At 39.7% G+C, this 23934-nt stretch carries 23 protein-coding genes; 11 read left to right on the plus strand and 12 right to left on the minus strand.

The window, feature by feature from the left end:
- Positions 1–150: 150 nt before the first annotated feature.
- Together XEN7305_RS08980 and XEN7305_RS08985 are read left to right on the plus strand one after the other, a co-directional pair.
- Positions 151–867: an NnrU family protein gene (locus tag XEN7305_RS08980; RefSeq protein ID WP_006509083.1), complete on the plus strand. Its 717-nt coding sequence runs from the start codon at positions 151–153 to the stop codon at positions 865–867.
- Between the two features lie 69 nt (positions 868–936).
- The gene (locus XEN7305_RS08985; protein ID WP_006509084.1) at positions 937–1296 is read left to right on the plus strand and encodes a co-chaperone YbbN; all 360 of its coding nucleotides are present in this window, start codon (positions 937–939) and stop codon (positions 1294–1296) included.
- 188 nt (positions 1297–1484) lie between these two features.
- Here XEN7305_RS08985 and pyrR read toward each other — a convergent pair whose 3' ends face one another.
- Positions 1485–2021 carry a bifunctional pyr operon transcriptional regulator/uracil phosphoribosyltransferase PyrR gene (pyrR, locus tag XEN7305_RS08990; RefSeq protein ID WP_006509085.1) on the minus strand — a complete coding sequence of 179 codons (537 nt, stop codon included), beginning with the start codon at positions 2019–2021 and terminating at the stop codon, positions 1485–1487.
- A gap of 110 nt (positions 2022–2131) precedes the next feature.
- Here pyrR and msrA point away from each other — a divergent pair, with 110 nt between their 5' ends.
- The gene (gene msrA / locus XEN7305_RS08995; RefSeq protein ID WP_006509086.1) at positions 2132–2779 is read left to right on the plus strand and encodes a peptide-methionine (S)-S-oxide reductase MsrA; all 648 of its coding nucleotides are present in this window, start codon (positions 2132–2134) and stop codon (positions 2777–2779) included.
- 358 nt (positions 2780–3137) lie between these two features.
- Entirely contained in the window at positions 3138–3335 is a 198-nt protein-coding gene (locus tag XEN7305_RS09000; RefSeq protein WP_006509087.1) for a hypothetical protein, read from the plus strand.
- Positions 3336–3535: 200 nt separating this feature from the next.
- Here the strand turns inward: XEN7305_RS09000 and gloA are convergent, their stop codons facing one another.
- Positions 3536–3922 (minus strand): lactoylglutathione lyase, encoded by a 387-nt coding sequence (gloA, locus tag XEN7305_RS09005; RefSeq protein WP_006509088.1) that lies wholly within the window; start codon positions 3920–3922, stop codon positions 3536–3538.
- 327 nt (positions 3923–4249) lie between these two features.
- On the opposite strand from gloA, the gene XEN7305_RS09010 reads away from it, so the two are divergent.
- Positions 4250–4780 (plus strand): FHA domain-containing protein, encoded by a 531-nt coding sequence (locus XEN7305_RS09010; RefSeq protein ID WP_006509089.1) that lies wholly within the window; start codon positions 4250–4252, stop codon positions 4778–4780.
- Positions 4781–4857: 77 nt separating this feature from the next.
- Positions 4858–5247 carry a phosphomannose isomerase type II C-terminal cupin domain gene (locus XEN7305_RS09015; protein ID WP_006509090.1) on the plus strand — a complete coding sequence of 130 codons (390 nt, stop codon included), beginning with the start codon at positions 4858–4860 and terminating at the stop codon, positions 5245–5247.
- A gap of 14 nt (positions 5248–5261) precedes the next feature.
- Here the strand turns inward: XEN7305_RS09015 and XEN7305_RS09020 are convergent, their stop codons facing one another.
- The 5 genes from XEN7305_RS09020 to gyrB all read right to left on the minus strand — a co-directional run bounded on the left by XEN7305_RS09020 (position 5262) and on the right by gyrB (position 11529).
- Complete coding sequence (locus tag XEN7305_RS09020) at positions 5262–5717, minus strand: phosphate-starvation-inducible PsiE family protein (RefSeq protein WP_006509091.1); 456 nt, start codon at positions 5715–5717, stop codon at positions 5262–5264.
- A 146-nt stretch (positions 5718–5863) separates the two neighbouring features.
- On the minus strand, positions 5864–7123 hold the full coding sequence (locus XEN7305_RS09025) for a SufS family cysteine desulfurase (protein WP_006509093.1): 1260 nt from the start codon (positions 7121–7123) through the stop codon (positions 5864–5866).
- A 131-nt stretch (positions 7124–7254) separates the two neighbouring features.
- Positions 7255–8562, minus strand: a complete 1308-nt coding sequence (sufD, locus tag XEN7305_RS09030) for a Fe-S cluster assembly protein SufD (RefSeq protein WP_006509094.1) — start codon at positions 8560–8562, stop codon at positions 7255–7257.
- Between the two features lie 67 nt (positions 8563–8629).
- Positions 8630–9394: a Fe-S cluster assembly ATPase SufC gene (gene sufC / locus XEN7305_RS09035; protein WP_006509095.1), complete on the minus strand. Its 765-nt coding sequence runs from the start codon at positions 9392–9394 to the stop codon at positions 8630–8632.
- Between the two features lie 200 nt (positions 9395–9594).
- Complete coding sequence (gyrB, locus tag XEN7305_RS09040) at positions 9595–11529, minus strand: DNA topoisomerase (ATP-hydrolyzing) subunit B (RefSeq protein WP_006509096.1); 1935 nt, start codon at positions 11527–11529, stop codon at positions 9595–9597.
- Positions 11530–11846: 317 nt separating this feature from the next.
- Here gyrB and XEN7305_RS09045 point away from each other — a divergent pair, with 317 nt between their 5' ends.
- The 5 genes from XEN7305_RS09045 to XEN7305_RS09065 all read left to right on the plus strand — a co-directional run bounded on the left by XEN7305_RS09045 (position 11847) and on the right by XEN7305_RS09065 (position 19322).
- Positions 11847–12449, plus strand: a complete 603-nt coding sequence (locus tag XEN7305_RS09045; RefSeq protein ID WP_006509097.1) for a Uma2 family endonuclease — start codon at positions 11847–11849, stop codon at positions 12447–12449.
- Positions 12450–12547: 98 nt separating this feature from the next.
- The gene (locus XEN7305_RS09050) at positions 12548–13291 is read left to right on the plus strand and encodes a PD-(D/E)XK nuclease family protein (RefSeq protein ID WP_006509098.1); all 744 of its coding nucleotides are present in this window, start codon (positions 12548–12550) and stop codon (positions 13289–13291) included.
- A gap of 838 nt (positions 13292–14129) precedes the next feature.
- On the plus strand, positions 14130–15695 hold the full coding sequence (locus XEN7305_RS09055) for an HlyD family efflux transporter periplasmic adaptor subunit (protein WP_006509099.1): 1566 nt from the start codon (positions 14130–14132) through the stop codon (positions 15693–15695).
- Positions 15696–15738: 43 nt separating this feature from the next.
- On the plus strand, positions 15739–16131 hold the full coding sequence (locus tag XEN7305_RS09060) for a HetP family heterocyst commitment protein (protein WP_006509100.1): 393 nt from the start codon (positions 15739–15741) through the stop codon (positions 16129–16131).
- Between the two features lie 35 nt (positions 16132–16166).
- The gene (locus XEN7305_RS09065) at positions 16167–19322 is read left to right on the plus strand and encodes a peptide cleavage/export ABC transporter (protein WP_006509101.1); all 3156 of its coding nucleotides are present in this window, start codon (positions 16167–16169) and stop codon (positions 19320–19322) included.
- On the opposite strand, the gene XEN7305_RS09070 is transcribed toward XEN7305_RS09065, so the two are convergent.
- From XEN7305_RS09070 to XEN7305_RS09090, 5 genes are all read right to left on the minus strand, one after another.
- Positions 19319–20026, minus strand: coding sequence for a peptidylprolyl isomerase (locus XEN7305_RS09070; RefSeq protein WP_006509102.1), 708 nt, complete (start codon positions 20024–20026; stop codon positions 19319–19321). The genes XEN7305_RS09065 and XEN7305_RS09070 overlap by 4 nt on opposite strands.
- A 282-nt stretch (positions 20027–20308) precedes the next feature.
- Entirely contained in the window at positions 20309–20590 is a 282-nt protein-coding gene (locus tag XEN7305_RS09075; protein ID WP_144053227.1) for a hypothetical protein, read from the minus strand.
- A gap of 191 nt (positions 20591–20781) precedes the next feature.
- On the minus strand, positions 20782–21012 hold the full coding sequence (locus tag XEN7305_RS09080; protein WP_006509104.1) for a hypothetical protein: 231 nt from the start codon (positions 21010–21012) through the stop codon (positions 20782–20784).
- 367 nt (positions 21013–21379) lie between these two features.
- Positions 21380–21637 carry a hypothetical protein gene (locus XEN7305_RS09085; protein WP_006509105.1) on the minus strand — a complete coding sequence of 86 codons (258 nt, stop codon included), beginning with the start codon at positions 21635–21637 and terminating at the stop codon, positions 21380–21382.
- 258 nt (positions 21638–21895) lie between these two features.
- Positions 21896–23782 (minus strand): calcium-binding protein, encoded by a 1887-nt coding sequence (locus tag XEN7305_RS09090; RefSeq protein ID WP_006509106.1) that lies wholly within the window; start codon positions 23780–23782, stop codon positions 21896–21898.
- Between the last annotated feature and the right edge of the window lie 152 nt (positions 23783–23934).

The following is a 23934-nucleotide window of genomic DNA, read 5'->3' on the forward strand; positions in this document are numbered from 1 at the left end:
CTTATGATAGCGAAGTTTGAGCAGAAAATAATAGTTAAAAAAACTTAAATAGCGATCGCTAGAAGAAAAATCAATTTTCCTCATCCTTTATCCTTAATCCCTCATCCTTTAATATTAAGTTACGTAAATTTATTATATTTGTGTACTTCTATGGCAGAACTAAGCTGGCTGACATCTAGTCACTGGATTATGTTGGGATTATTAATCGGATTTGCGATCGCCCATAGTGGACTAGCAGCTCTCCGCCCTTGGGGTGAAAGTAAGATTGGCGCTAGGTTATATCGCGTTTTATTTGCTTTAGTTAGTATTCCTTTTGCGACGATTTTAATTATTTATTTCTTCAATCATCGTTATGATGGCCTTCAATTATGGCAAGTCCAAGGTATTCAGGGGATCAAACCTTTAGTCTGGACTCTCTCGCTAATTTCCTTTATTTTTCTCTATCCTGCTACGTTTAATCTTTTAGAAATTGCCGCAGTCCAAAAACCACAGGTTCACCTTTTTGAAACGGGAATTATCCGCATTTCTCGTCATCCCCAAATGGTAGGACAAGTCATTTGGTGTTTGGCTCATACTTTGTGGCTAGGCACCAGTTTTACAATCGTCACTTCTTTGGGATTAATCGCCCATCATCTTTTTGCTGTTTGGCACGGCGATCACAGGTTACAACAAAAATACGGAGCCGCCTTTACCGCAGTCAAACAAAGAACTTCAGTCATTCCCTTTGTCGCGGTTTTGGATGGTAGACAAACCTTGAAACTACAAGAATTCTTGCGTCCTGCCTATGCCGGGGTTTTGGGTTTTGTGTGGCTACTCTGGTGGGGACATCCCTGGTTAATGATTATGACCAGCAAAGTATCGTGGTAACTTTAATATATATAAAATTTTTTTCCTTGATCCCGATCAAGATATCGCATAATTCAAAGCATATATAACATGTCCTTTAGTAAATCTGATTCCATCTTTCGTGTCGTCAGCGAAAAAACCTTTAATCAAGAGGTTTTGAGCTCTGCTGAACCTATTTTGGTTCATTTTTCCGCTCCTTGGTGTGGTTTATGTCGGATGATCAATCCGATGCTCAATCAACTACAAACAAAGCAAAAAAGACCTATCAAGATCGTCATGATTAATGCCGATGAAAACTTTAGATTGGCGAATGCCTATCGTCTAAAAAATTTGCCTACTTTGTTACTTTTTGAAAATGGTCGTCTTGCCGAAAGACTAGATGATTTTAATAGTCGAGAGGGAATTGTTGCTACCCTCGAAAAAATAATGTTGCCCAGCACAGTTTGTTGACACGACTTGTCAGTTTATGGTCTAGTTAGGACAGGTGTTCGGTTTTAGGTGTTCGGTTTTAGGCTAAAAAGAGTCATATTTTGATTTAAATCAAAGAATGTTTGACATGTGAAGGCATTTTATGACTTTATTCGATTTTTTTCGGGATTTCCCTAACACCTAACACCTAATACCTAAAACCTTGATTCTTAAGGACGAATCAACTCCACTGAATCCTTGATGTCTGTATCTTGTAGATATACCTTGACTTTTTCTTCTTTCGCAGTTGGCAAGTCCTTGCCCGTAAAATCAGGGTGAATTGGCAATTCGCGATGTCCGCGATCAACTAGAACTAACAAACGAATAGTTTCTGGTCTGCCATATTCTAGAACAGCATTCAGTGCCGCACGAATAGTTCGGCCTTTATAAATAACATCATCTACCAAGATTACAGTTTTACCTGTTAGATCTAGAGGTATTTGGGTTTTGGCCGGAGTGCGAGTCGAAACTCGGTCAAGATCGTCACGATAAAAGGTGACATCGATCGCGCCTACGGGAATTTGGAAATTTTCCAATAATTTTATTTGTTCCGCTAGTTGGTTGGCGATCGGTACTCCTCTGGTATGAATCCCAATTAAAACAACTTGGGATAGATCGCCAGACTTTTCAATTATCTCAGAGGCAAGCCGAGTCAGCGTACGACGAATTTCTTCCGATGAAAGGATTTCAATTACCTTGGCTGGCATTGTTATTAGGTTTTTGGTGTTGGGAGTTAGATTTTAGATTCTACCGAGAAACCAGAACTTTCGACATTTACGTTACATTACAATAAAGAAAACAAAACTTAATATAAATCATGGCAATATTTGGCTTAGGTAAAAAACTCACAATCCCTACCCCAGAGCAGGGTCTCCCGGGAAGGGAGCAACAGATGAGGGTTCCAGAAAAGCATTTTATTAATGGGAATCCTCTCAAAGGGCCTTTTCCGGCGGGAATGGAAATGGCGGTGTTTGGCTTGGGTTGCTTCTGGGGTGCCGAGAGAAAATTCTGGCAACAAGAAGGAGTTTATACCACTGCGGTGGGTTATGCCGCAGGCTCAACGCCCAATCCCACTTACCGAGAAGTTTGTTCGGGAATGACAGGTCATAATGAAGTCGTACTAGTAGTTTACGATCCCGAGAAAATTAGCTACAAAGATCTTTTAAAAGTTTTCTGGGAAAGTCATAACCCGACTCAAGGAATGCGTCAGGGTAATGATACTGGAACGCAATATCGTTCTGGAATTTATACTTATTCTGAAACTCAAAAGCAAGAGGCGATCGCGTCAAAAGAAGTTTATCAGCAAGAAATTAACAAAGCTGGTTATAAGGAAATCTCCACCGAAATTTTGGACGCTCCGGAATTCTATTATGCCGAAGACTATCATCAACAATATTTAGGGAAAAACCCTAACGGCTATTGTGGATTAGGCGGTGTTGGGGTTTGTTATCCTCCTGAGAGTTAATTGAAAACAAAAATTGATCAATAGATACGCTTAGTCAAGAAGCAGTGGGTTGCATTCATGGCAGAGAAGAATTTCGGTTCTTGCTAAATTCTTCTCTGCAACCCAATACTTCTCATTTAGGGAAATGGGGATGTAGGGAACTAGGGAAATCTAGCCATTATTATTCCCCAAACCCCTAAAACCCCAAATCCCAATTCGTTAGGTTTTTTTACTCATTACTCATTACTCATTAATTATTACTTTTTGTGAAACCAGCCAGAATTTGGTAGCGAATGTTACAGAAAAAATATAAAATGGTGATATCTAAACGGAACAATATAAATTAAATTTAATAGGTAATTTTTGGAGGATTAATTTTATGTCAGCTCAGAGTCAGTCTCGTGCATTATTCAATCGTCATCGTCATAATGTTAAAAACCGTCAACAATCTCTACTTAGTCGGACAGCATCAGAAATTGGGGTAGATGTTGACAACCAATATTGGACAACCATTCAAGGTAAACCAAGTAGCAGTTTCTGCAAAACCTATGATCGCAGTGGTGCATCTTTAAGTTAATCTACCAACTGCCCGACAAGTCCCAGCAAAAGTTAAGATTTCCCTGAGACTTTTATGAGATTTTTGAGAAGTGAAGTGGGGTTTAACGTCTTGAGACAATAAGGTCAGCAATTCTGATTGATGGGAATTGCTGGCGCTGCGCAACCTCTGTTTAATCCTTATTTTTAGTTCTTGAATTTGTGGTTACGATACTATAGGTACTAAGCTTTTAGTTGAATGAGTTCGACCTTATAGCCGTCAGGATCTTCGACAAAGGCAATCACCGTTGTTCCATGTTTCATTGGCCCTGGTTCTCTGCTTATTTTTCCCCCAAGATTTTTAATCGTTTCACAAGTGCTATAAATATCATCAACTCCTAGGGCGATATGTCCATAAGCACTTCCAATATCGTAACTGTCGACACCCCAGTTATAGGTTAGTTCAATAACTGTATGGTCTTTCTCCTCACCATAACCAACAAAAGCTAACGTGAATTTTCCGCCAGGATAATCTTTTTGTCTGAGAAGTTTCATTCCCAAAACATCACAATAAAACTGAAGAGATTTTTCTAAGTTACCAACTCGTAACATTGTGTGTAACATTCTCATAGCTTAGTTCTTAAACTCCTGATGCAAATTTATGTTTGGGTTAATACTTTCCTCGAAGATTGTAATATTTAATCAGCACTTAAATCTCACAAGGATTATTTTATTCCATATTTCTACTGATGCCAGAGCAATTATGATTTGTTTCACTTGAATGTAGAAGAGTAAGTATCGCAATAAAATCAGTTTCGATATCTTGACTGCTTACTTGAGCCTATTAGAATTTCATTTAACAAATAACATTGAAATCAGTATTTTTTATTGGCGGATTTGATGGTTATTTTACTATAAATTTTATTATAAATTAACTCGAGAGTATAGCTCAGGAATATGGCTGATAACAAATCTAAACTGACTTTAGTTAAATTTAATAAAGCTGATTTACTTAAAGGCAAACATATCTTGATTGTTGAATCCCAGGACTCTCGGCGAGCAGTCGCCTTAAATAAGTCTGTGTTTTCTGTCGGACGTCACCCTCAAAATGCTTTGGTATTGAGTGGGACTCTGGTGTCCCGTCACCATGCCACAATAGCTTGGTTTCAATATTCTATAGCGCCTGATAAATATGATTATTCTTTTTGGATAATTGATGGCAAGGGCAAAAGACAGAGAAGCCAGAATGGCATATCAATTAATGGAACCAAGAAATCTCTACATCGTTTGCAGTCAGGAGATATTATAACAATAGGTTCAGAAATAAAAATTACCTATAATTACATTACTTATAGTACAGACACGAATGACTTCTTGAATTACTGCGATAGCCAAAAAAGGAATTATCAATCAAACAACGAGAAGAATTACAAAGAAACTCTAGTTGTCAGTGAAGAACAAAATCAAGCGACGCAGTTATGGGATTGAAAACTTGAATTAGACTTAAAACATCATAAAATATAATTTAGATAGTTGTTCATTTTTTATTCACTGGTAGTTTAAGTATGAGTAATTCTAAAAATTCCTCCAAATTTTCAAGTAACTCAGCAGCCTCAGAATTGGATACAACTCGGACTCCACCTTGGGGGAAAGTTACAGTTTTAGAAAAAGGATCTTATTACTGTATTAATAGAATCGAGGTCAATCCAGGCAATCATATTAGCACCCAGATGCACTACCATCGAAGTGAACATTGGATTGTGGTTTCTGGCACAGCCAAAGTAATTTGTAATGGAAACACTACATTATTAATGCAGAATCAGTCAACTTATGTACCGATGAATACTCCTCATCGTGTAGAGAATCCTGGGGTGATTCCTTTAGTGATGATTGAAGTGCAGAATGGGGAATATTTGGGAGATGACGATATTATGCGTTTTGCTGAAGATGATTAAATTTAAGCAGTTGTTTACTTTTTTTCTCTTGTTAGTCTCACCAAAATATAGCTAATAGAAAGACAGAGAATGGAAAATCCCAATGCAATCAAATCGTCACTAGCTTTTTTTGCCGAGTCAAAAATAATAATTTTTCGGGCGACCGCAATTAATGCGGTTACTAAAACAAGTTCTACATGAACAACATGCTTTCTTAGGTAGGCAGTGATATTTTCTAGCAGTTCTAAGGCAATTAAAATATTGAGGAACAGACCGAAAAGTTCAATTAATGTTTTACTGAAAAAACTTGCAGCCTGTTCACTAAAAATATACTTTATAAGATAAATAATTAAATCGCCAAGAGATACTAAAACGATAAACATTAAAGCTAAAGATAATACTTTAGCTACAATCTTTTCTACCCAGTGAACTAAATCGAGGAAAGTTTCATCCTCATTTATTTTCTGCAGAAAGTTTTTGCCTTTGTTCATGCTACAAATAATACTAAATTAAAGTGTGTTCACAACAGATTATGTTGATAAGGGTAGTTGGTCAAGCCCTCCTACAAAACCCAGTGTCCCATTCTGACTTTGAATTGGTATCATTTGTGACAAATCTTGTTTTTGAAGGTTTCTCCTCACATCATAGAGAAGAAGAAATCGATTGTTTCCTTGAGAGCGACAATAAAGCGATCTATCTCATCACGAGTGTTATAGAAATATAAACTGGCTCTGGCGCTGCCAGAAGCCTCCAACAAACGATGTAGTGGTTGAGTGCAATGATGACCAGAACGAATTGCGATCCCTTCATGATCAAGCATAGTTGCTAAATCGCTCGCATGAATTCCTGGGATATTAAATGCTGCAAGAGCTGCCCTACCTTCCCCGTTAAGATCTGGTGGTGCACCATAAATTCTTAGATTAGGAATTGTCGCTAATTTTTTAAACAAATAGGTGGTTAATTCTACTTCGTAATCGTGAATTTTATCCATACCTATGTTAGTCAGATAATCGATCGCTGCACCTAATGCGATCGCTTCTCCAATCGCGGGAGTTCCAGCTTCAAATTTATGAGGTAATTCTCCATAGGTAGAATGGTCAAGATAAACTTCATCAATCATTTCCCCTCCTCCAAGGAACGGAGGCATGGCTTCAAGGATTGCTTTTTTCCCATAAAGAAATCCAATTCCAGTAGGCGCACACATTTTATGTCCCGAGGCAACTAACCAATCACAATCGATTTGTTGCACATCTATCGGCATATGGGGCAAACTTTGACAGGCATCTATCAGCACTTTGGCATCATATTGCTGAGCCAGTTTAACAATATCTGCTACAGGATTCACTACCCCGAGAGTATTAGATACATGAACAACAGATACGAGTTTGGTTTTTTCCGATAACAGAGATTTATAATGCTCTAAATCTAAAGATTCTTGTTCTGTCAACTGAATATATTTAATCACCGCACCAGTTCTTTGGGCGATAATTTGCCAAGGAACAATATTACTATGATGCTCCATTACAGACAAAATGATTTCATCATGTGGTTTTAAATTAGTTAAGCCCCAGGTATAGGCAACTAAATTAATTGCTTCGCTGGCATTGCGAGTATAAACAATTTCCTCGCGACAATTAGCATGAATAAATTTGGCTATTTTGTCCCTAGCTCCTTCATAGGCATCGGTAGCGCGATTGCTTAAACTATGAGCTCCACGGTGGACATTTGCATTATCCTGTTGATAGTAATTGGTGATGGCATCTAATACTTGCTGGGGTTTTTGGGAGCTCGCCGCACTATCAAAGTAAATTAGCGGTTTTCCGTGAATCTCCTGATGCAAGATAGGGAAGTCTTTTCTTACTTGATCTCCTAGGGTTTTTTCTTGGATAATGGTCATTTCAGTTATCAGTCCCCTCAAGCGGGATAATATTAATCTTATTAGTTATCAGTAACTACTGCCTTACCGTGGTAGTGGAGAGCCAAAAATATTATAGACGGGTGAAGAGTCCCGTAAAAGTGCTCATTTTTCTAGGTAAGAATTGATGATTGAATTTTCTGCTGCATTGATTTTATGGGAACCCTCTCGATTATTTCGTTGACAAACGCATCTATTAATAATTGACGGGCATCATTTTCTGTCAATCCACGACTCCGCAAATAAAAAACCTCATCTGCTTCTAGCTGACTGACAGTGGCACCGTGGGAACATTTAACATTGTCAGCTGTGATCTGTAATTCTGGTTTAGTGTTTACTCTCGCTTTGGGAGAGAGCAAAAGATTGCGATTTAACTGAGAAGCATTGGTCAGTTGAGCAGGTTTGGGGACAGATACCTTGCCGTTAAAGATTGCATGGGCGCGATCGCTAACTATAGTCTTATGAAGTTGATCTGTTGTCCCGTGAGGATGATTGAGATTAATGACACTATGAGTGTCCGAGGTTTGCTCTTCTTTTGCGATCGTCAAACCATTGAGATTAGTTTCAGTTTGGGCTCCAGCTTGATGGATTTCCGGGCTATGGCGAGAGATTTGTCCACCTACATTAATCTCTGTTAGGGTGTAACGGCTATCTTGCTTCTGATTAACTGCGGTTTTGCCAATATGATAGGCAGTGACTGATTCTTGTTGTAGGCGAGTATGATTTATTTGGGCGTTTTCTCCTAACCATATTTCGGTAACCGCGTTAGTAATATAACTAGATGCGCCACTATATTCTTCAACTATTGTTAACTGACAGTTTTTCTCCGCCACAATCCAACCTCTAGGTTGAGAAATTGTGATAGATTCTCCCGCTACAGAGACAAACACAAGATGAATCGGCTTTTCTACAACTGTATTTGGTGCTGCCCAAATGATTGCCACATCAGCAATGCTAGCCGTATTGAGGGAAGTAAAAACTTCTTCTTTTCCTGGTAAGGTGCCTAAAAACGGACGAAAATACTGACAAAAATTTTCAGGCAAATTGGTTAGGCTTCCGACATAGATACCTTGAGGCAATCCAGAAATATTTGATAATTCGGCGGCATAACTGCCATTAACAAATACTAAGCGAGTATCTTCCGCTTCAGGAATAGTAATGTTCTTGTCAGTAGTAAAAGATTTTGGGGCAACAAATTCACGATCTAGAAGAGAAGATATATCGGTAAAACGCCATTCTTCGTCTTTGGTTGTCGGCAAAGTTAACTTTGATACCCAAGATGCAGACTGTTCTCGAATCGTTTGCAGCCATTCTCCTGTTTCTGGGTCAAGTTGCTCAACTGGCACTGGAGGACGATTTTCTAAAATATTATTCAAAAAGCGATCGCGATTTATTGATGGTGTGGTGGTAGTCTGGGTCATGATTGATGTGGAATCGGTTCCTATGCAGTTAAATGTTTAATGCTTACTTAATGCTTAATGGTCAATGCTAAATGCTTACTGGTTCTTCTAAAAACTCGTAACCACGAGATTCCAACTCCAACGCCAACTCCTTGCCGCCACTGGTCACAATCTTGCCATCTTGCATTACGTGAACAAAGTCAGGTTCAATATAATCAAGCAGACGTTGATAGTGAGTAATCACCAAATATCCTTTTTCTGGAGTTTTGATTTGGTTAACTCCTTCAGAAACAATTCTGAGTGCATCAATATCCAACCCAGAATCTATTTCGTCCAAAATAGTCAGAACTGGATCAAGAACTGCCATCTGCAAAATTTCATTGCGCTTTTTCTCTCCACCAGAAAAACCTTCATTGAGACTTCTTTCGAGGAAACTAGATTTCATCTTGACTATTTCTAATTTCTCTTCGACCAAATCTTCAAAGTCAAAGGCATCCATCTCCTCTAAACCTTGGTGTTTCCGCTTGGCATTATAAGCAACTCGTAGAAAATCTAAGTTGCTGACGCCAGGAATTGCCAAAGGATATTGAAAGGCCAGGAAGATCCCTTCTAATGCTCTTTCATTGGGTTCTTGCTCTAAAATACTTTTGCCTTGAAAAACAATATCTCCGCCTGTGACTTCATAGTCAGGATGTCCTGCTATTATCTTAGAGAGAGTACTTTTTCCAGAACCATTGCGGCCCATGATGGCGTGAACTTCCCCCGCTTTGATTTCTAGGTTGACTCCTTTGAGAATAGGAGTTCCGTCTATATTGGCTGTTAGGTTGCTTACGGATAAGATGGTCTCGCTCATAAAGTGTCTCTCGTTTCGTGAAATCTAAGTTTAGAATTATCTACAATCTATTCCTCAGCTGCTGCTTTCAAGGCTTATGCATTCTGGGTTTTCGACTTAAACAACAAAAACATTGTTTAAGTACATTGTAGAATACATTAACAACATTTTGGTTGTCAAAGATTCTCTTAAGAGATGGAGTATGAGGAGACCAATATCAACTAAATATCTAAGTCCATAAGATTGAGCTTGGGCGCATTGGTTTCGATAAATTCTCTTCTCGGGGCCACGCGATCGCCCATCAAAACAGTAAAAATGCGATCGGCCTCGGCCGCATCTTCAATTTCTACCCGTTTCATCATTCGAGTTTCAGGATTCATCGTCGTATCCCATAATTGTTGGGGCATCATTTCCCCTAACCCTTTGAATCGCTGGATTGTATAGTTGGCATTGGCGGGGAGTTCAGCTATTTTCTGCTGTAAATCGCGATCGCTATAACAATAGTAATGATTGCGCCCTCTTTCTAATTTATACAGGGGGGGACAGGCAATATAAACATATCCTTGATCCACCATTTCCCGTTGATAGCGATAGAAAAACGTCAGTAATAAAGTACGTATATGAGCCCCATCAACATCGGCATCGGTCATGATAACTATTCGATGATAGCGTAATTGCTCTGGATTGAACTCTTCCCCTTTGATACCCAACCCTAAAGCTGTAATCATGGATTGGATTTCATTGTTCTTGTAAATCTTGGCGTCATCAGTCTTCTCGATATTAAGAATTTTACCTCTTAGGGGTAAGATAGCCTGGAATTGTCTATCTCTTCCTTGTTTCGCACTTCCCCCGGCAGAATCGCCTTCCACTAGGTAGATCTCTGACTCAGCAGGATCGCGAGAACTACAATCTGCTAATTTGCCAGGTAGCGTAGTAGATTCTAAAACCGACTTACGGCGAACCAATTCCCTAGCATGTCTGGCCGCTTCTGCTGCTTTAAATGCTTGAACAGCTTTCTCAATAATCGCATCCCCAACACCAAGATTAAACTCTAGATAATCTTTGAGAACTTCCCCGACTAGAGAATCCACAATTCCTCTGACCTCAGTATTGCCCAACTTGGTTTTAGTCTGTCCTTCAAATTCGGGTTCAGGTACTTTAACCGAAATCACTGCGGTCAAGCCTTCTCTAATATTTTCGCCCCCAAGATTTTTATCACTGTCTTTTAGTTTATTTCGCTTGCGGGCAAAATTGTTCATGGTACGGGTAAGGACGGTTTTTAATCCTTCTAAATGGGTACCACCATCAATTGTGCGGATATTGTTCGCAAAACCCAATAAGTTATCACTATAGGCATCAATACACCATTGCAAAGCAACTTCCACTGTGACGCCGTTTTTCTCTTCGGCAACGTAGAGAATATCTTCGTGTAATGCTTGCTTTTCCCTGGTCATGTAGGCCACATATTCTTTAATGCCGCCCTCATAACAATATAGTTCCTGACGGGGTTCGGCCTCACGATTGTCGGTAAAGGTGATTTTGACACCTGCATTTAGGTATGCTAATTCTTTCAGCCTACCGGCGAGAACGTTATATTCAAATTCAATTGTATCCGTAAAAATAGTCGCATCAGGGAAAAAATGGACTGAAGTTCCTGTTTGTGTGGGGTTATCTGCATTAGGCGAACTCTGGAGTACGCCCTGGGCTTTGCCCTTTTCGTAGCGTTGCAAATGAATATCCCCGTCTCGCCATACGGTCACTTCCACCCATTCTGACAAGGCATTTACCACCGAGACCCCAACACCATGCAAGCCTCCGGAAACTTTGTACCCGCTACCACTGCCACCAAATTTACCCCCAGCATGCAACACAGTCATTACTGTCTCTAATGCGGACTTCCCTGTTTTAGAGTGAATCCCAACTGGGATACCTCTCCCATCATCAGTAACTTTGATTGCACCTTCTGAGGTAATATCTATTTCTATATGAGTACAATGGCCAGCTAAGGCTTCATCGATAGAATTATCCACCACCTCATATACTAGATGATGCAGTCCTCTGGGGCCTGTTGACCCGATGTACATCCCTGGTCGTTTTCTTACTGCTTCTAGACCTTCTAGTACCTGAATTTGATCTGCATCATAGCTGCTAGTCATGTAATCTCTCCGAAAATGGCTTAGAGCGTTAGTTTTTCTTTATTTAGGAAAAAACACTCAGAAATTTTAGCACAAAAGCTTGTAAGGCGTTTTAAATGTTAACTGGTGACATGTTTCTTAATGAATGCAAGCCCTTTTTCAGTTAATAGCTAACAGCTAACATTTGTCCGTGGGTTTTGTGCAATACTATCTCATTGTCTTGAGAAGTGCCCAGAGAGATGCTCTTGGAGGATTTGTTAACCACCCAGTTCCAGCTTTGCTGACCGTGGTTTTGTTATAATTGAGACCCAAAAGACTCTTAAGACAGCATTAAAACTATGGCAGTGAGTACTACTAAGGAAATAAACAGTTCTATAGTGTTGCAACTGTCTCCTGTGGTTTCCCTGAGTGAAGATAGTTTATTTGATTTTTGTCAGCTCAATTCTCATCTTCGTATTGAACGTAGCTCCTCAGGAGAGCTCATCATTATGTCGCCAGCAGGTTCAGAAACAGGAAACCGTAACGCTAAACTAATGCAACAATTGTCCAATTGGAGCGACAAAGATGCAACAGGAATAGAATTTGATTCTTCTGCGGGCTTTATTCTACCTAATGGTTCTACAAGAAGCCCCGATGCGAGTTGGCTCAAATTAACAAAATGGAATGCTTTGTCTGATAGCCAAAAGGCTAAATTCGCACCTATTTGTCCAGATTTTGTGGTGGAAATTCGTTCCCCCAGCGATAATTTAAAGACGTTGCAGGATAAAATGAGTGAATATCTTGATAATGGTGCATCTTTGGGTTGGTTAATTGACCGCAAAAATCGTCAAGTGTATATTTATTGTCCAAATCAGGATGTGCAATGTTTAGATAATCCTGTAACAGTAAACGGTGATTCCTTATTAGCTGGCTTCAATTTAGATGTAACCAAAATTTGGTAGGAAAAGCCAGTTTTTCAAGTAAAATCATGCCGAGATCTATAATTAAATTATGAAAAGCAAATCCGCAGTCAGGCAAAGCCTGGCACTACGCGATCGCGATGAGAGAAACCAATAAAAATCTAATTCGCCTATCCCAAGGACAACTTAATCTTTTAGAAACCTGTCCTCCCAAATTCCAACAAATTTATTTAAATCAACTAAGCTCTTTACCCAATCCTGAAACAGAAGACAAGCAAACTTGGGGCAGTCGGTTTCATTTACTGATGCAACAGCGAGAATTAGGTTTACCGATTGATTCTTTGTTAGCGAAAGACCAGGAATTGGCTCAATCTTTTCAAGCCTTATTACAAGCCGCACCGCATATCTTAGATCAGACTGCTCATCAATGGCGAGAAGCAGAACATTCTCGTACTATCAATTTTAGTAATTATTTATTAACAGTAATTTATGATTTATTAGTTGCCGATGCTCATCAAGCACAAATCATTGATTGGAAAACTTATCTTAAGCCTCAAAGAAAGGATAAATTAGCTCAAAATTGGCAAACCCGATTGTATCTCTATACCCTGGTTGAGACTTCACAATACTTGCCAGAAGAGATTTCTATGACCTATTGGTTTGTCAAACTACCTACTAAACCTGAAAGCCATGTTTTTACTTATAATACTCAGCAACATCAACAAACCAGAGAAGATTTACATCACTTGTTGCATAATTTAGACATCTGGCTAGAAGAATCAATCGATTTTGTCCATAATCCCGATTGTGAAGATCAATGTCCTTATTCTCAAGAACTGCTGGCACAAAAAAATCTGTCACCTGTTTATTTGACAGTCGATTGAAAATTGGGGCAGCTAGGAGACGTGGGCGTAAATACAACATTCATGCAAAGTAGCGGTATTCTAGTCACTAGTGGACGTAGGCGTAAATAAGCTATCTATCAACGAGGAGCAAAAAGCTGATGTATCAAGACTTATTACTCATTACTTATTACTTATTACTTCCGCGCAGCGGCACTAGCGCTTGAGCCACAAATTCCATAAAGCCTTAAATGTTATTTCTAACGTATTTCATGGAAAGCTCATGTGTTTTTATGTATTTCATAAAAGTGCATTGTTAAATTACTTTAACAATACCATCCCATAGGTATATTTTTGAGATAGCATTTCAGTGTATTCACAGAGGCGTGGTCGTAGCATTGACGATAGGGGAAATGATCCCTTAAACATGCGTTTGTGGGACTCGTCATAGTATATTTTTTCGGAGAGTTAGTGCTTATATGAAAATATGCCAAGATTTCTGTCATTTATCGAATACCCTATAAAAGGTAGCTTTTTGAGGGTATTAATAAGATTTCTTACAAAATGCCCTAACCAGCCTATAATATAAGTCGGAAAAGCACGCCTTCTAAAGAAGTTTGTTTTTGAACTCTCCATTGGGAATTCGTGAGTATTTTTTAACAAAAAAGCTGAAAAACCCCAAATAATATAAAACTTCTTTTCATAATTTTTCTTTGATAACCAGCTCTTGAAGCGTCGGTACTTGCATCCAGTGATTTCTGGATATGGGTCGTTTTGTGTTGCCCATACTTAATGTTGACTTAAACTTCAAGTGTAGTTGGCTCATAAATACCTTGGTTCTCAGTGAACTGTTTTAAAACTTTTTAATTGGAAGACAAAGATGCCCAGTAATTTTTTATTGAGAGGGGTCAAACAAGATCCCGGAAAAATGGTTGCAATAGTCAACTATGATGATCGTCAGTCTGGTTTAAATCCTCAGAGCTCTTCCAACATCATCACCACTGATTCAGATTGGTCATCGTCCTTGCAAAATCTATTGGACCAACCTCCAGCAATGCTACCAAGGCAAATGATTCTCGGAGGAATGGCTTTTTTTCTAATCTTTGTTGCTTGGACTTGGTTTGGAGCAGTCGAAGAAGTAGGAAAAGCTCAAGGAAAACTGGTACCAAAAGGAGAAACTTATAAGGTTGAATCCGTTGAATTAGGGAAGATAAGTCACATAGCTGTTGAAGAGGGAGAAGAAGTCGCAGCCGGACAATTATTGGCTGAGCTGGATACCACATTTGCGGTCAAAGAAGTTGAAAGACTTGAACAAATACTTGCTGCCTCCAAAATCGAATTGAATCAAAAGCAAGCTCTGCTTGAGAGAGTTTACTTAGAAGTTCAAACCCATACAAGAATTTCCGCATCTGAGACTTTAGGACAACGCTTAGCAATTACTTCAGCTCAGAAAAAAGGTGAAGTACTTCGCCAACTGCTTGCCCAACAAGAATTGGAGATGGAGGCTTATCGGACAAGACAACAACTTCTAACCTCGGTACCAAAAATATCACAAGAACGTTTTGAGCAAGTTGAACTAGAACTAGAAGCTCATCAAGAACGATTAGCAAGACTTAAAGAATTGGAAGCCCAGGGAGGAGTGTCCAAAGAGTTTGTTTTTCAAGCCGAACAAGCTCAGCGCCAGACTCAGTTGCAACTAATAGAAAACAAAGTACAAGAAATTACTAATGTTAGTGAACAACTCTTTCAAGCTCAACAGTCATTGCGAGATCTCACCGAACAAAGGACTCAAAACCAGGGAGAATTGGTTTCCGCCCTCAAAGAGGTTGAACAACTTGAGGCTGACCTAACACAAAAACAAGCAGAAAGAAGCCGGATGAAGCTAGAAGCTGAACAAAAAATCCAGCAACTACAACTAGAAATAACCCAAATAGAAACTAAAATTTCTGAAACACAGAATCTATTGGCTAGTGCCCAAGCGAAGCTTCAGCAAAAGTCTTTGAGATCTCCAATCGATGGTGTTGTTTTATCCTTAAACGTTAAAAATTCGGGCAAAGTATTTAACCCTGGTGAGACGATAGCCGAAATTTCCCCCCCGGACTCTCCATTACTCCTCTCCGCGCTCATGCCTAACCAAGAATCAGGCTTTATCGAAATAGGAATGCCAGTTCAAGTAAAGCTAGATGCCTATTCCTATCAGGATTTTGGCACAATCCCCGGTAAGGTAGTCTCGATCTCTGCCGATGCCGAGTCCGATGAACAATTGGGCTCAGTCTATCGAGTGGAAGTGGAACTAGAGGAAGACCATATTGTAAAAGATTCCAAGTTAATCTACTTTAAGCCTGGTCAAACCGCCACGGCTAATATCGTTATGCGTCGTCGTCGTGTCTTAGATATTTTCTTAGACCCCATCAAGAAAATCCAAAAAGATGGGATTGATTTATAGAATTTTTGTCAATTTAAAATAATGTTTAATTAGGTGAATAATAATGGAGCGTAATTTATCAGCTTTCTCTGATTCAAAGCTTAACCGAGCCATGACTACTGAACAGTTTAATGAGATTGTTGAGGCTATAATCTCAGGTAAATATTCTTGGGCTTGTGTCTTAATTCTGAACTTTGCTGGATATAATCCTTTGCACTATATTCCTTACCGAACCTATAATCGATTGCTCAAAGATAATCGCGTTAATAGAAAATCTCAAGGGGTTGCTAATACTTCTAAAGTAGCAAACACAAATTCTAGGAAATCTCAGTCCAATAGAAACTCGTCTAGTCAGCTCAGGGATCTTAGTTACTTAGAGGAGCTTAAAGATTGCTCAGCTAAGGTGACAGGTAGTAATGGCTGGGGATGGTTATGGCCACAATCTTGGTCTGATTAGGATATGTAACTTATTTTTTTATGGAGTGATGTGGAGTGAGTCATTCAAATTCATCAGGGGGGTCATCATTACCGATCGCCCAAGAGCAGCCGTCAGTAATACCATGGCTAAGAGAACAAATCAAAATAGCTTCAGGACAAAATGAGATTATATCTGAATTAAGCCAGATATTTCAAATTGTTGACTTTCAATTAGGAGATCTCATTAGTAGCCCCTGGGATTTATCTGCCTCGCAAAATCAAGAGGATTTAAGTTCCCTGTTTTTATATCTAGTCTGCCAGGGAAAAGTGCGTCTTCTAAGTTTTAGTCCTTCTCGACAGAAGCCAGTATCGATTCAGTTGTTGAAGAATGGCGAGACTTTTGGCGGGGACTCCTATTATTGTCGAGCTAGCTTATCTTATCAGGCGATCGCAGCAAGTAAGGTTACAATTGCCAAAGTTTCTCTAAATAAACTTAAACCTTGGCTAGAGAAGTTTCCCGAACTGGAACAAAGCTGGAGTGTAGATGCTAAACATCGGCAATGTTTATTGTTTTTCAAAAGCTTAAGCTTGTTCTGTAATTTACCGACCCATAAATTACAGCAGTTCTGTGGACATTTAGCAGAAAAGACCATTGCTCCGGGAGAATATTTAGCCCAAGTAAATCCTCAAGCAGGTCGCTTTTGGCTGCGCCAAGGTGAGATTCAAAATCAAGCTTGCGAGCCGGGTTTAGCTTGGGGTTATCCAGAGCCGACAACCATTGGTTGGGTTTCTAAAACTGAATTATTGACCTATTATCTACCGCAAGCCAATTGGGAAGTTGCCAGGGCAATCTCACCTGTTCTGGCTAATCTCTTGGGAGCGAGTATTCAATCCCCACAGACTGGAGAAAGTAATAGCAACCTACTAGATACTAGTTCAACTTTCTCTCCACAGCCTGATGCGATCAACTCTCATCCGATGAAGGTTAGTCCGCCCTACCCTTCTCAAGTTTCGCTGCCAAACTCATCAGGGTACGTCGAGCAAGAGGTTGATTTTCCCAAGCCATTAAAGCGTAAATTCCAGTTATGGCAAAGCTATCCTTTTATCCAACAACAAAGTTCTTCTGACTGTGGGGTCGCTTGCCTGGCAATGATTAGTCAATATTGGGGTAAGCGATTCGGGATTAATTCTCTGCGAGAATTGATTGGTGTAGATCGTTCGGGGGCCTCTCTTAAAGGTTTAGCCAAAGGCGCAGAGAGTTTGGGTTATCAAGCTAGACCAGTGAGGGCAAGTTTAAGCAGATTAGTCGATCAAAAGAATCCCTGGATTGCCCATTGGGAAGGTAATCATTACATTGTTGTTTATTGGATCAAAGGCGATCAGGTTTTCATTGCCGATCCAGACAAGGGTAAATATCAATTGTCCCGTCAGGAATTTCTCGCGTCCTGGACAGGCTATGGTTTGTTGTTAGATCCAACAGAACGGTTATCTGAAATGCCCGAAGAGAAGCGTTCTCTGGGAAGATTTTTCAATTTACTAGTCTCGTACCGTTCTCTAGGCTTGCAAATCATTCTCGCTTCATTCTTGATTCAGATTTTCGGACTGGTTTTGCCCCTATTTACTCAAATCATTCTTGATCAGGTAGTAGTGAACAGAAGCCAGTCTACTCTAAATATCTTTGTGATTGGTGCTTTGATGTTTGGAATTGGAAAAATAGTTCTATCATCAGTGCGTGAATATTTGCTAAGTTATTTAGCCAATCGCTTAGATTTGACAATGATCAGCGGTTTCATCAAACATGCTCTGACCCTGCCTCTCAAGTTTTTTGAATCACGTCGTGTTGGGGATATCATTACGCGAGTTCAGGAAAACCAAAAGATTCAGAGATTTTTAATTGGGCAAGTGTTGTTATCTTGGCTCGATTTAGTTTCTGGGTTTGTTTATCTATGTCTGATGCTTTATTACAATTGGCAGCTTACTGTAATAATATTGGCAATTATTCCCCCAATTGTGATTTTGACCTTGGTCGCAACTCCTTTGTTGCGCAAAATATCCCGAGAGCGCTTTAACGCTGAAGCCGATCAAAACTCCTCGTTAGTGGAAATGATGACGGGGATTTCTACGGTTAAAACTGTAGCTGCCGAGCAAGATCTTCGCTGGCGCTGGGAAGATAATTTAACTCATCAACTAAATGTTCGATTTAAGGGACAAAAATTAGCAATTAACCTGGGGTTCCTGAGTGGTCTGATTAATTCTATCGGTAGTCTGGTCATCCTTTGGTATGGTGCGAACTTGATAATTCAAAATCAACTGACCATTGGACAGTTTGTTGCCTTTAATATGATGATGGGTCATGTAATCTCTCCTGTGACTACCTTAGTCGGCTTGTGGGACGAACTTCAGGAGGTTTTGATTTCTGTAGAGAGGCTCAATGATGTTTTTGATCAAAAATCTGAGGAGCCATCCCAAAGCTCGGCATTAGTGCTACCACGTTTGCAGGGAAATTTTGAGTTGGACAATGTTACTTTTCGTTATGATACTGAACAAGAACACAATGCTATCCAAAATATTTCTCTTAAAGTCAAGAGAGGGCAAACTATTGCCATTGTGGGGCGGAGTGGTTCTGGCAAAAGTACTTTAGTTAAGTTGCTTCAGGGTTTGTACTATCCCAGTAGTGGTCAACTATTAGTCGATGGTCATCAGCTTCAGCATCTATCTCTCCAGTCTTTGCGCTCTCAACTAGGAGTTGTGCCTCAAGATTGTTTCTTGTTTTCAGGAACTATCGCCGAAAATATTACCCTGCACCGACCTGGATTTACCCTAGAACAAGTTATTGAAACAGCTCAGCTGGCTGAGGCTCATCCTTTCATTCAAGCAATGCCCCTCGGCTATAAAACTAAAGTTGGGGAGCGAGGCTCTAATCTTTCTGGTGGTCAGCGACAACGCATTGCGATCGCGAGAGCTTTATTAGGGGAGCCGGCTGTGTTGATTTTAGACGAAGCAACTAGTTCTCTTGATACGGAGTCAGAACGTAGATTTCAAGAAAACCTCACTCGCCTTTCTCGGGAACGGACTACTTTTGTAATTGCCCATAGACTTTCGACAGTACGTAACGCCGACTGCATCATAGTCTTAGATAAAGGCAATTTGGTAGAAAAAGGGACTCATGAACAGCTGATAGCTCAGCAAGGACTTTACTATCATCTTGCTCAGCAACAGCTTGATCTTTAATTTTCTGGTGTTACCGAGATTCTCTTATCTTGACTATGAATTACGTAGTTAATCTCATTATCCAACCACTGTTGAAAAAACCGCAGAACTAATTCTTGAAAGATCTCAGGGGTTAATTCTGCTTGAATATATTCTTCAATTTTAAATAAATTAAAACCTTGTTCTGTTTGGATTGGACCCACAACTTGTCTGATTGGTAAAGGGTCTCTCAATATAGCGGCAGCAACTTCCGGCTGAAAATTTCTACGGTACATTTTACCCAAATAGCCACACCTATCTCTACGTTCTTGATCGATATCATAGAGATGGGCTGCTTCATAGAAACTGATTTCTTCTTCCTCAATTTGATAGAAGAGTTCTTGTGCAAGTTTTTGATAGGGAACAACAATCTGATAAATAACATATTGCTCAAAATCTAAGCGATTGCTGGCAAAATAAGATTCTACTTGTTTATCAAACAAGTCATGAAGTAATTTATCAGCTAATAGGCGATTTTTTAGGGCTATTTCCCACTCATCTGGGGTAAGCATATTCATCTGCAACCAAGCCAATGTATCAGAGACTTTCTCCAATCGCTTTTCACGACGAGTCTTTTCTGCCTCATTTTGAATGTCTTCTGGATTGACAGTGATATTTCTGGAGGCGGCAGCTTTTTGAATAATTTTTTGTCCCAAAATCTGATGGCATAAGTCTCGCAAACTCATACTTGACCTCAGAAAATCCTCTATTTCTGCTGAGTCTATTTGTATGTTGTGGAAATCTACCATGACTATAATTTTGTGTGAACATTTAATTATGAGACTGTATTCCATTTGTCATGAACATTAGAATACATTCATCTAACTGAACAAAATATCAGGCTCAGTCATTCTAAATAACAGTATATTTTTGTGGTACGACTATAGACAGTATACTTGTCACAGTATGACCCTTATTCGATAAGGGTCATATCTCATGAAAAAGCCAACTCGCAACAAAAGAAATAGCTAGATTGTAAAAAAGGAACTACTGAAAGAGTTAACGCCACCTCCTGAGGCGCCAAATGTTGAGCCATATGCACTACCAGAACCTCCATCAGAGCCACCAGAATTGACTCTAAACGCTTGAGAAGTGGCAGATCCCACAGCAAATCCATTACCTGTATATGCTCCACCGCCAAATGAAAATATACCCGCTATAGTAGGAGGTGGGGGCGGCGCAGGATGAGTTCCTCCTCTTATTGAACTGTCTTCAACAGTTTCAACATAGTTTAAAACTTTGATTAGCATAATTTTTGACTCCGTTTTTTTCAATAAACTAATAGTTACATCGAGACGACAAACAATGCCCGGATTCAAAATGGGAGTTTTAAGATAAAAATCCCAAATCACTATTGAACCTTCTCTCAATCTTGCTGAATATTAAAAAAATCCAGATCCAAAATTCAGAATAAAGTTCAGTTTGCAAGAGACAAATTGGCTTAGGCCAGAAATGTACCAGCTCCACCAAATGACACAGCTTGTCCATTAATAGAACCAGCGCCACCGATTACTGTTGCGCTAAAAAATCCAGCCCCATCCAAGGAGACGAAGGGCTCAAAAACCACACCCAACGTCACATCAAGTGCTACTCCTCCTTCTATCTTATTTAAATCAACTACATCAACAACATCCAAATGCTGCAAATCATTGATTTTGATACTATTTTTCATATGATTAAACTCCTTAATCATGCCAATAATGTACGGTAAGAAGCCACAGATATATCTAGATACAACGAAGTAGATACATATGTAGATATATACACGCGAGAATGTTGTATGACCTTGAAGACGAGTCATACAGACTAAAGAATGATTGAACCTCTCAGGATGTGCGAAAGACACAACAGAAACACTCGAACCACTTATGTTTCAGGGATTCTCTGCCATACCCTTGCGACTGATTTAACAAATCCAGCCTTTGAGCATATATTTCTTCCCCAAGCTGGAAATTCAAGCGGCCAAGGACCCTTCTCAAACTTAATGGATAAAACTTAGAAGGACCTTGCTGCCTGATGGAAAAAATCATTCCAACAATCTAGAACTGAGGGAAAGTAATACCAATACCAGCAGTTTGAACACCACCGCCAAAGAAGGACGCGGCGAAACCACCAGATGCTACAGTAGTAGTGTCGGTTCCGCCAAAGATACCAGTAGTGGTCGACGTACCAAAACCTGCACCTGCACCTACTCCAGGACCACCATAAACAACAGTTGTTCCATATTGGAAACCACCTGCGCCTTCAATAGAATTACCTTCAGCGATCTCAATGTGGTTTAACTCTTGAATAATCATAACTTTCAGCTCCAATTTAATTTGATAAAGTAATGAAGTACAACGTGAAAAAAAATATTCTGCTCTTCTCTTTCAGTTGTTAATTTAATAATAGATATTCTTGATTGCTAGTGGTTGCCAATTTGGCATTTTATTGAAAAATATCAGAATATTTTTTTGAGTTTACTTTGCTAACAATTTTCAAAAACATTTGTTGCCAATTTGGCATTTTATTGAAAAAGATCAGTATATTTTATCGAGAACGGAAACGGAGGGAACCTAGATAAAATCAAGAGCATTAATCTGTGCTGCCTCGGTCCTTCCTAAAATCGCCAAGACTTCATGGGTATTAGCATCAATGATTTCAGTATTTTTTCCACTTTGATTGACCGTAATGCCGCCAAAAGTCAGTCCGTCGGTTAGTTCTAGGAGATCAATTCCATCTTCATAATCGGCTATGACATCCCGCTCAGCAGTCTGCCCGGAAATAATAAACCGATCTTTCCCGGGACCTCCTGTCATTACATCATGACCCAAACCACCATCTAGTAGGTCATCACCAAGTCCGCCCCGTAGGATGTCATTCCCAATGCCTCCTTCTATCGTGTCGTTGCCACTTCCGCCATCTAGTAGGTCATCCCCTTCTTGGCCTAAGATCTTATCTGAACCGCCTAGTCCATAGGCAATATCGTCTCCAGCTCGGAGATTCATAAAATCTTCGGTTTCTCTACCTTTAAAACTATCCTCATTATTGCTGCCTAAAAAGGGCAAATTATTGATGTTATATTTTTGCCCATTACCAAAAATAAATCCTTCGAATTCATTGGTTCTCAAGAGTTGATCATCTAAAGTAAAATAAGCATTTCGTCCCACAATATTGATTGAATCTAGGTCAGTTTCGTTTTCGATGCCCAGACCAAGTGAGTCTAAACCATTACCGCCAAATAGTGAAGCTGAACCAAAACCTTCAACATAGTCATTTCCATTTCCCATCGCAATCTGAACATTGCCACCTAATTGACCAGCAAAGACCCCATCATCTCCATTTCCCATAAAAATCGTGCCGCCTACGATGCCGAAAGGCGTGATTCCATTGGCCGCCTGAACGGAGATTATATCGTTGCCAGAAGCCATATTAATATGGCCTCCAGAGTTTTGAATCGCCAAATTTTCACTAGAAACAATGATCCTATCGTCGTGACTTCCTGTATTAATATAGCCTCTAGTATTATCAATACCAATAGTACGACTATTAACATTGATAGTATCTTTGTCAGCTCCAGTATCAATGTATCCTTCTGTGTTATTAATCGCGATCGATATTCCATTAGCCTGCAAAAAGACTTCGGCAACTGCTAGAGCTAAAACTTGGTTTTCCTCAGGTGCTGTCTCCACTATTTCCAGTGCATTGGCAAAGGATAGTCCTAGGGCAAAACTAAATGTATCAGCCGTGCTCTTAATAGTGTCACTGCCCAGACCAGTCGTCATGGCGCCTTGTTGGTTATTGATACCTGTGGCGGTTATGGTGGCATTGGTTAAGTTGAGTGCTACAGCTTGGGCAAAAGCTTGTAAACCCTCGGACATCGGCAAAGTTGCGATCGCCTCAATAATAGCTGAGGCATCGGCAGTAGCGATCGCAGTAGCGGTCAAATTGCCAAAAAGAACGCTCCCAATCGTATCATTGCCGCTATTCGTATTAATTGCCCCGCCAGTATTATCAATCCCATCGGCAATAGCCTGAAAATCAATAGTGGCAAAAACCTGGGAAATGGAACCCGCACTGAAGTTTGAAGCAACGGCTATGGCTTCGGCCACGACTTCAACTGTGGTGGATAAATTAGCTATTGCCAAACCTTGGAATAAATCACTTCCTTCGTTTAAGTTGATGATTCCCCTATTTTTTAGGCCATAACCGCCAATACTTGCTTGCTCAGTTACAGTATCTATGTTGATAGAACTCATTAAAGAATCTCGCCCTTCGGTTTCAACTTGAGAAATTGCTTGGAAACCAAAATCACCAGTTATCAATGCATTACTAATTATTTGATCATCACCTTTTAAGGCGTTTACTACTGAAAATAAGGGATTGAAAATCGCAGTATCTGGAGTAACTATGTCAGATTCGTCAGTGAAGAGAAATGTACTGAGGTCAAATGAAGGTTCCATAAGATATTCTCCTGTGAAATTTGTCAGGGTTAATGCATCAAAGTTTGGAGACAACTTATTTTGCCCAAAAGTATCAACAAAATCACTAAAAAATTACTTAAATCAAAATATAATTCTTTTAAACCTAAAACCTAAAACCTAAAACCTAACAC

The organism is Xenococcus sp. PCC 7305 (assembly GCF_000332055.1).
Lineage (GTDB): Bacteria > Cyanobacteriota > Cyanobacteriia > Cyanobacteriales > Xenococcaceae > Xenococcus.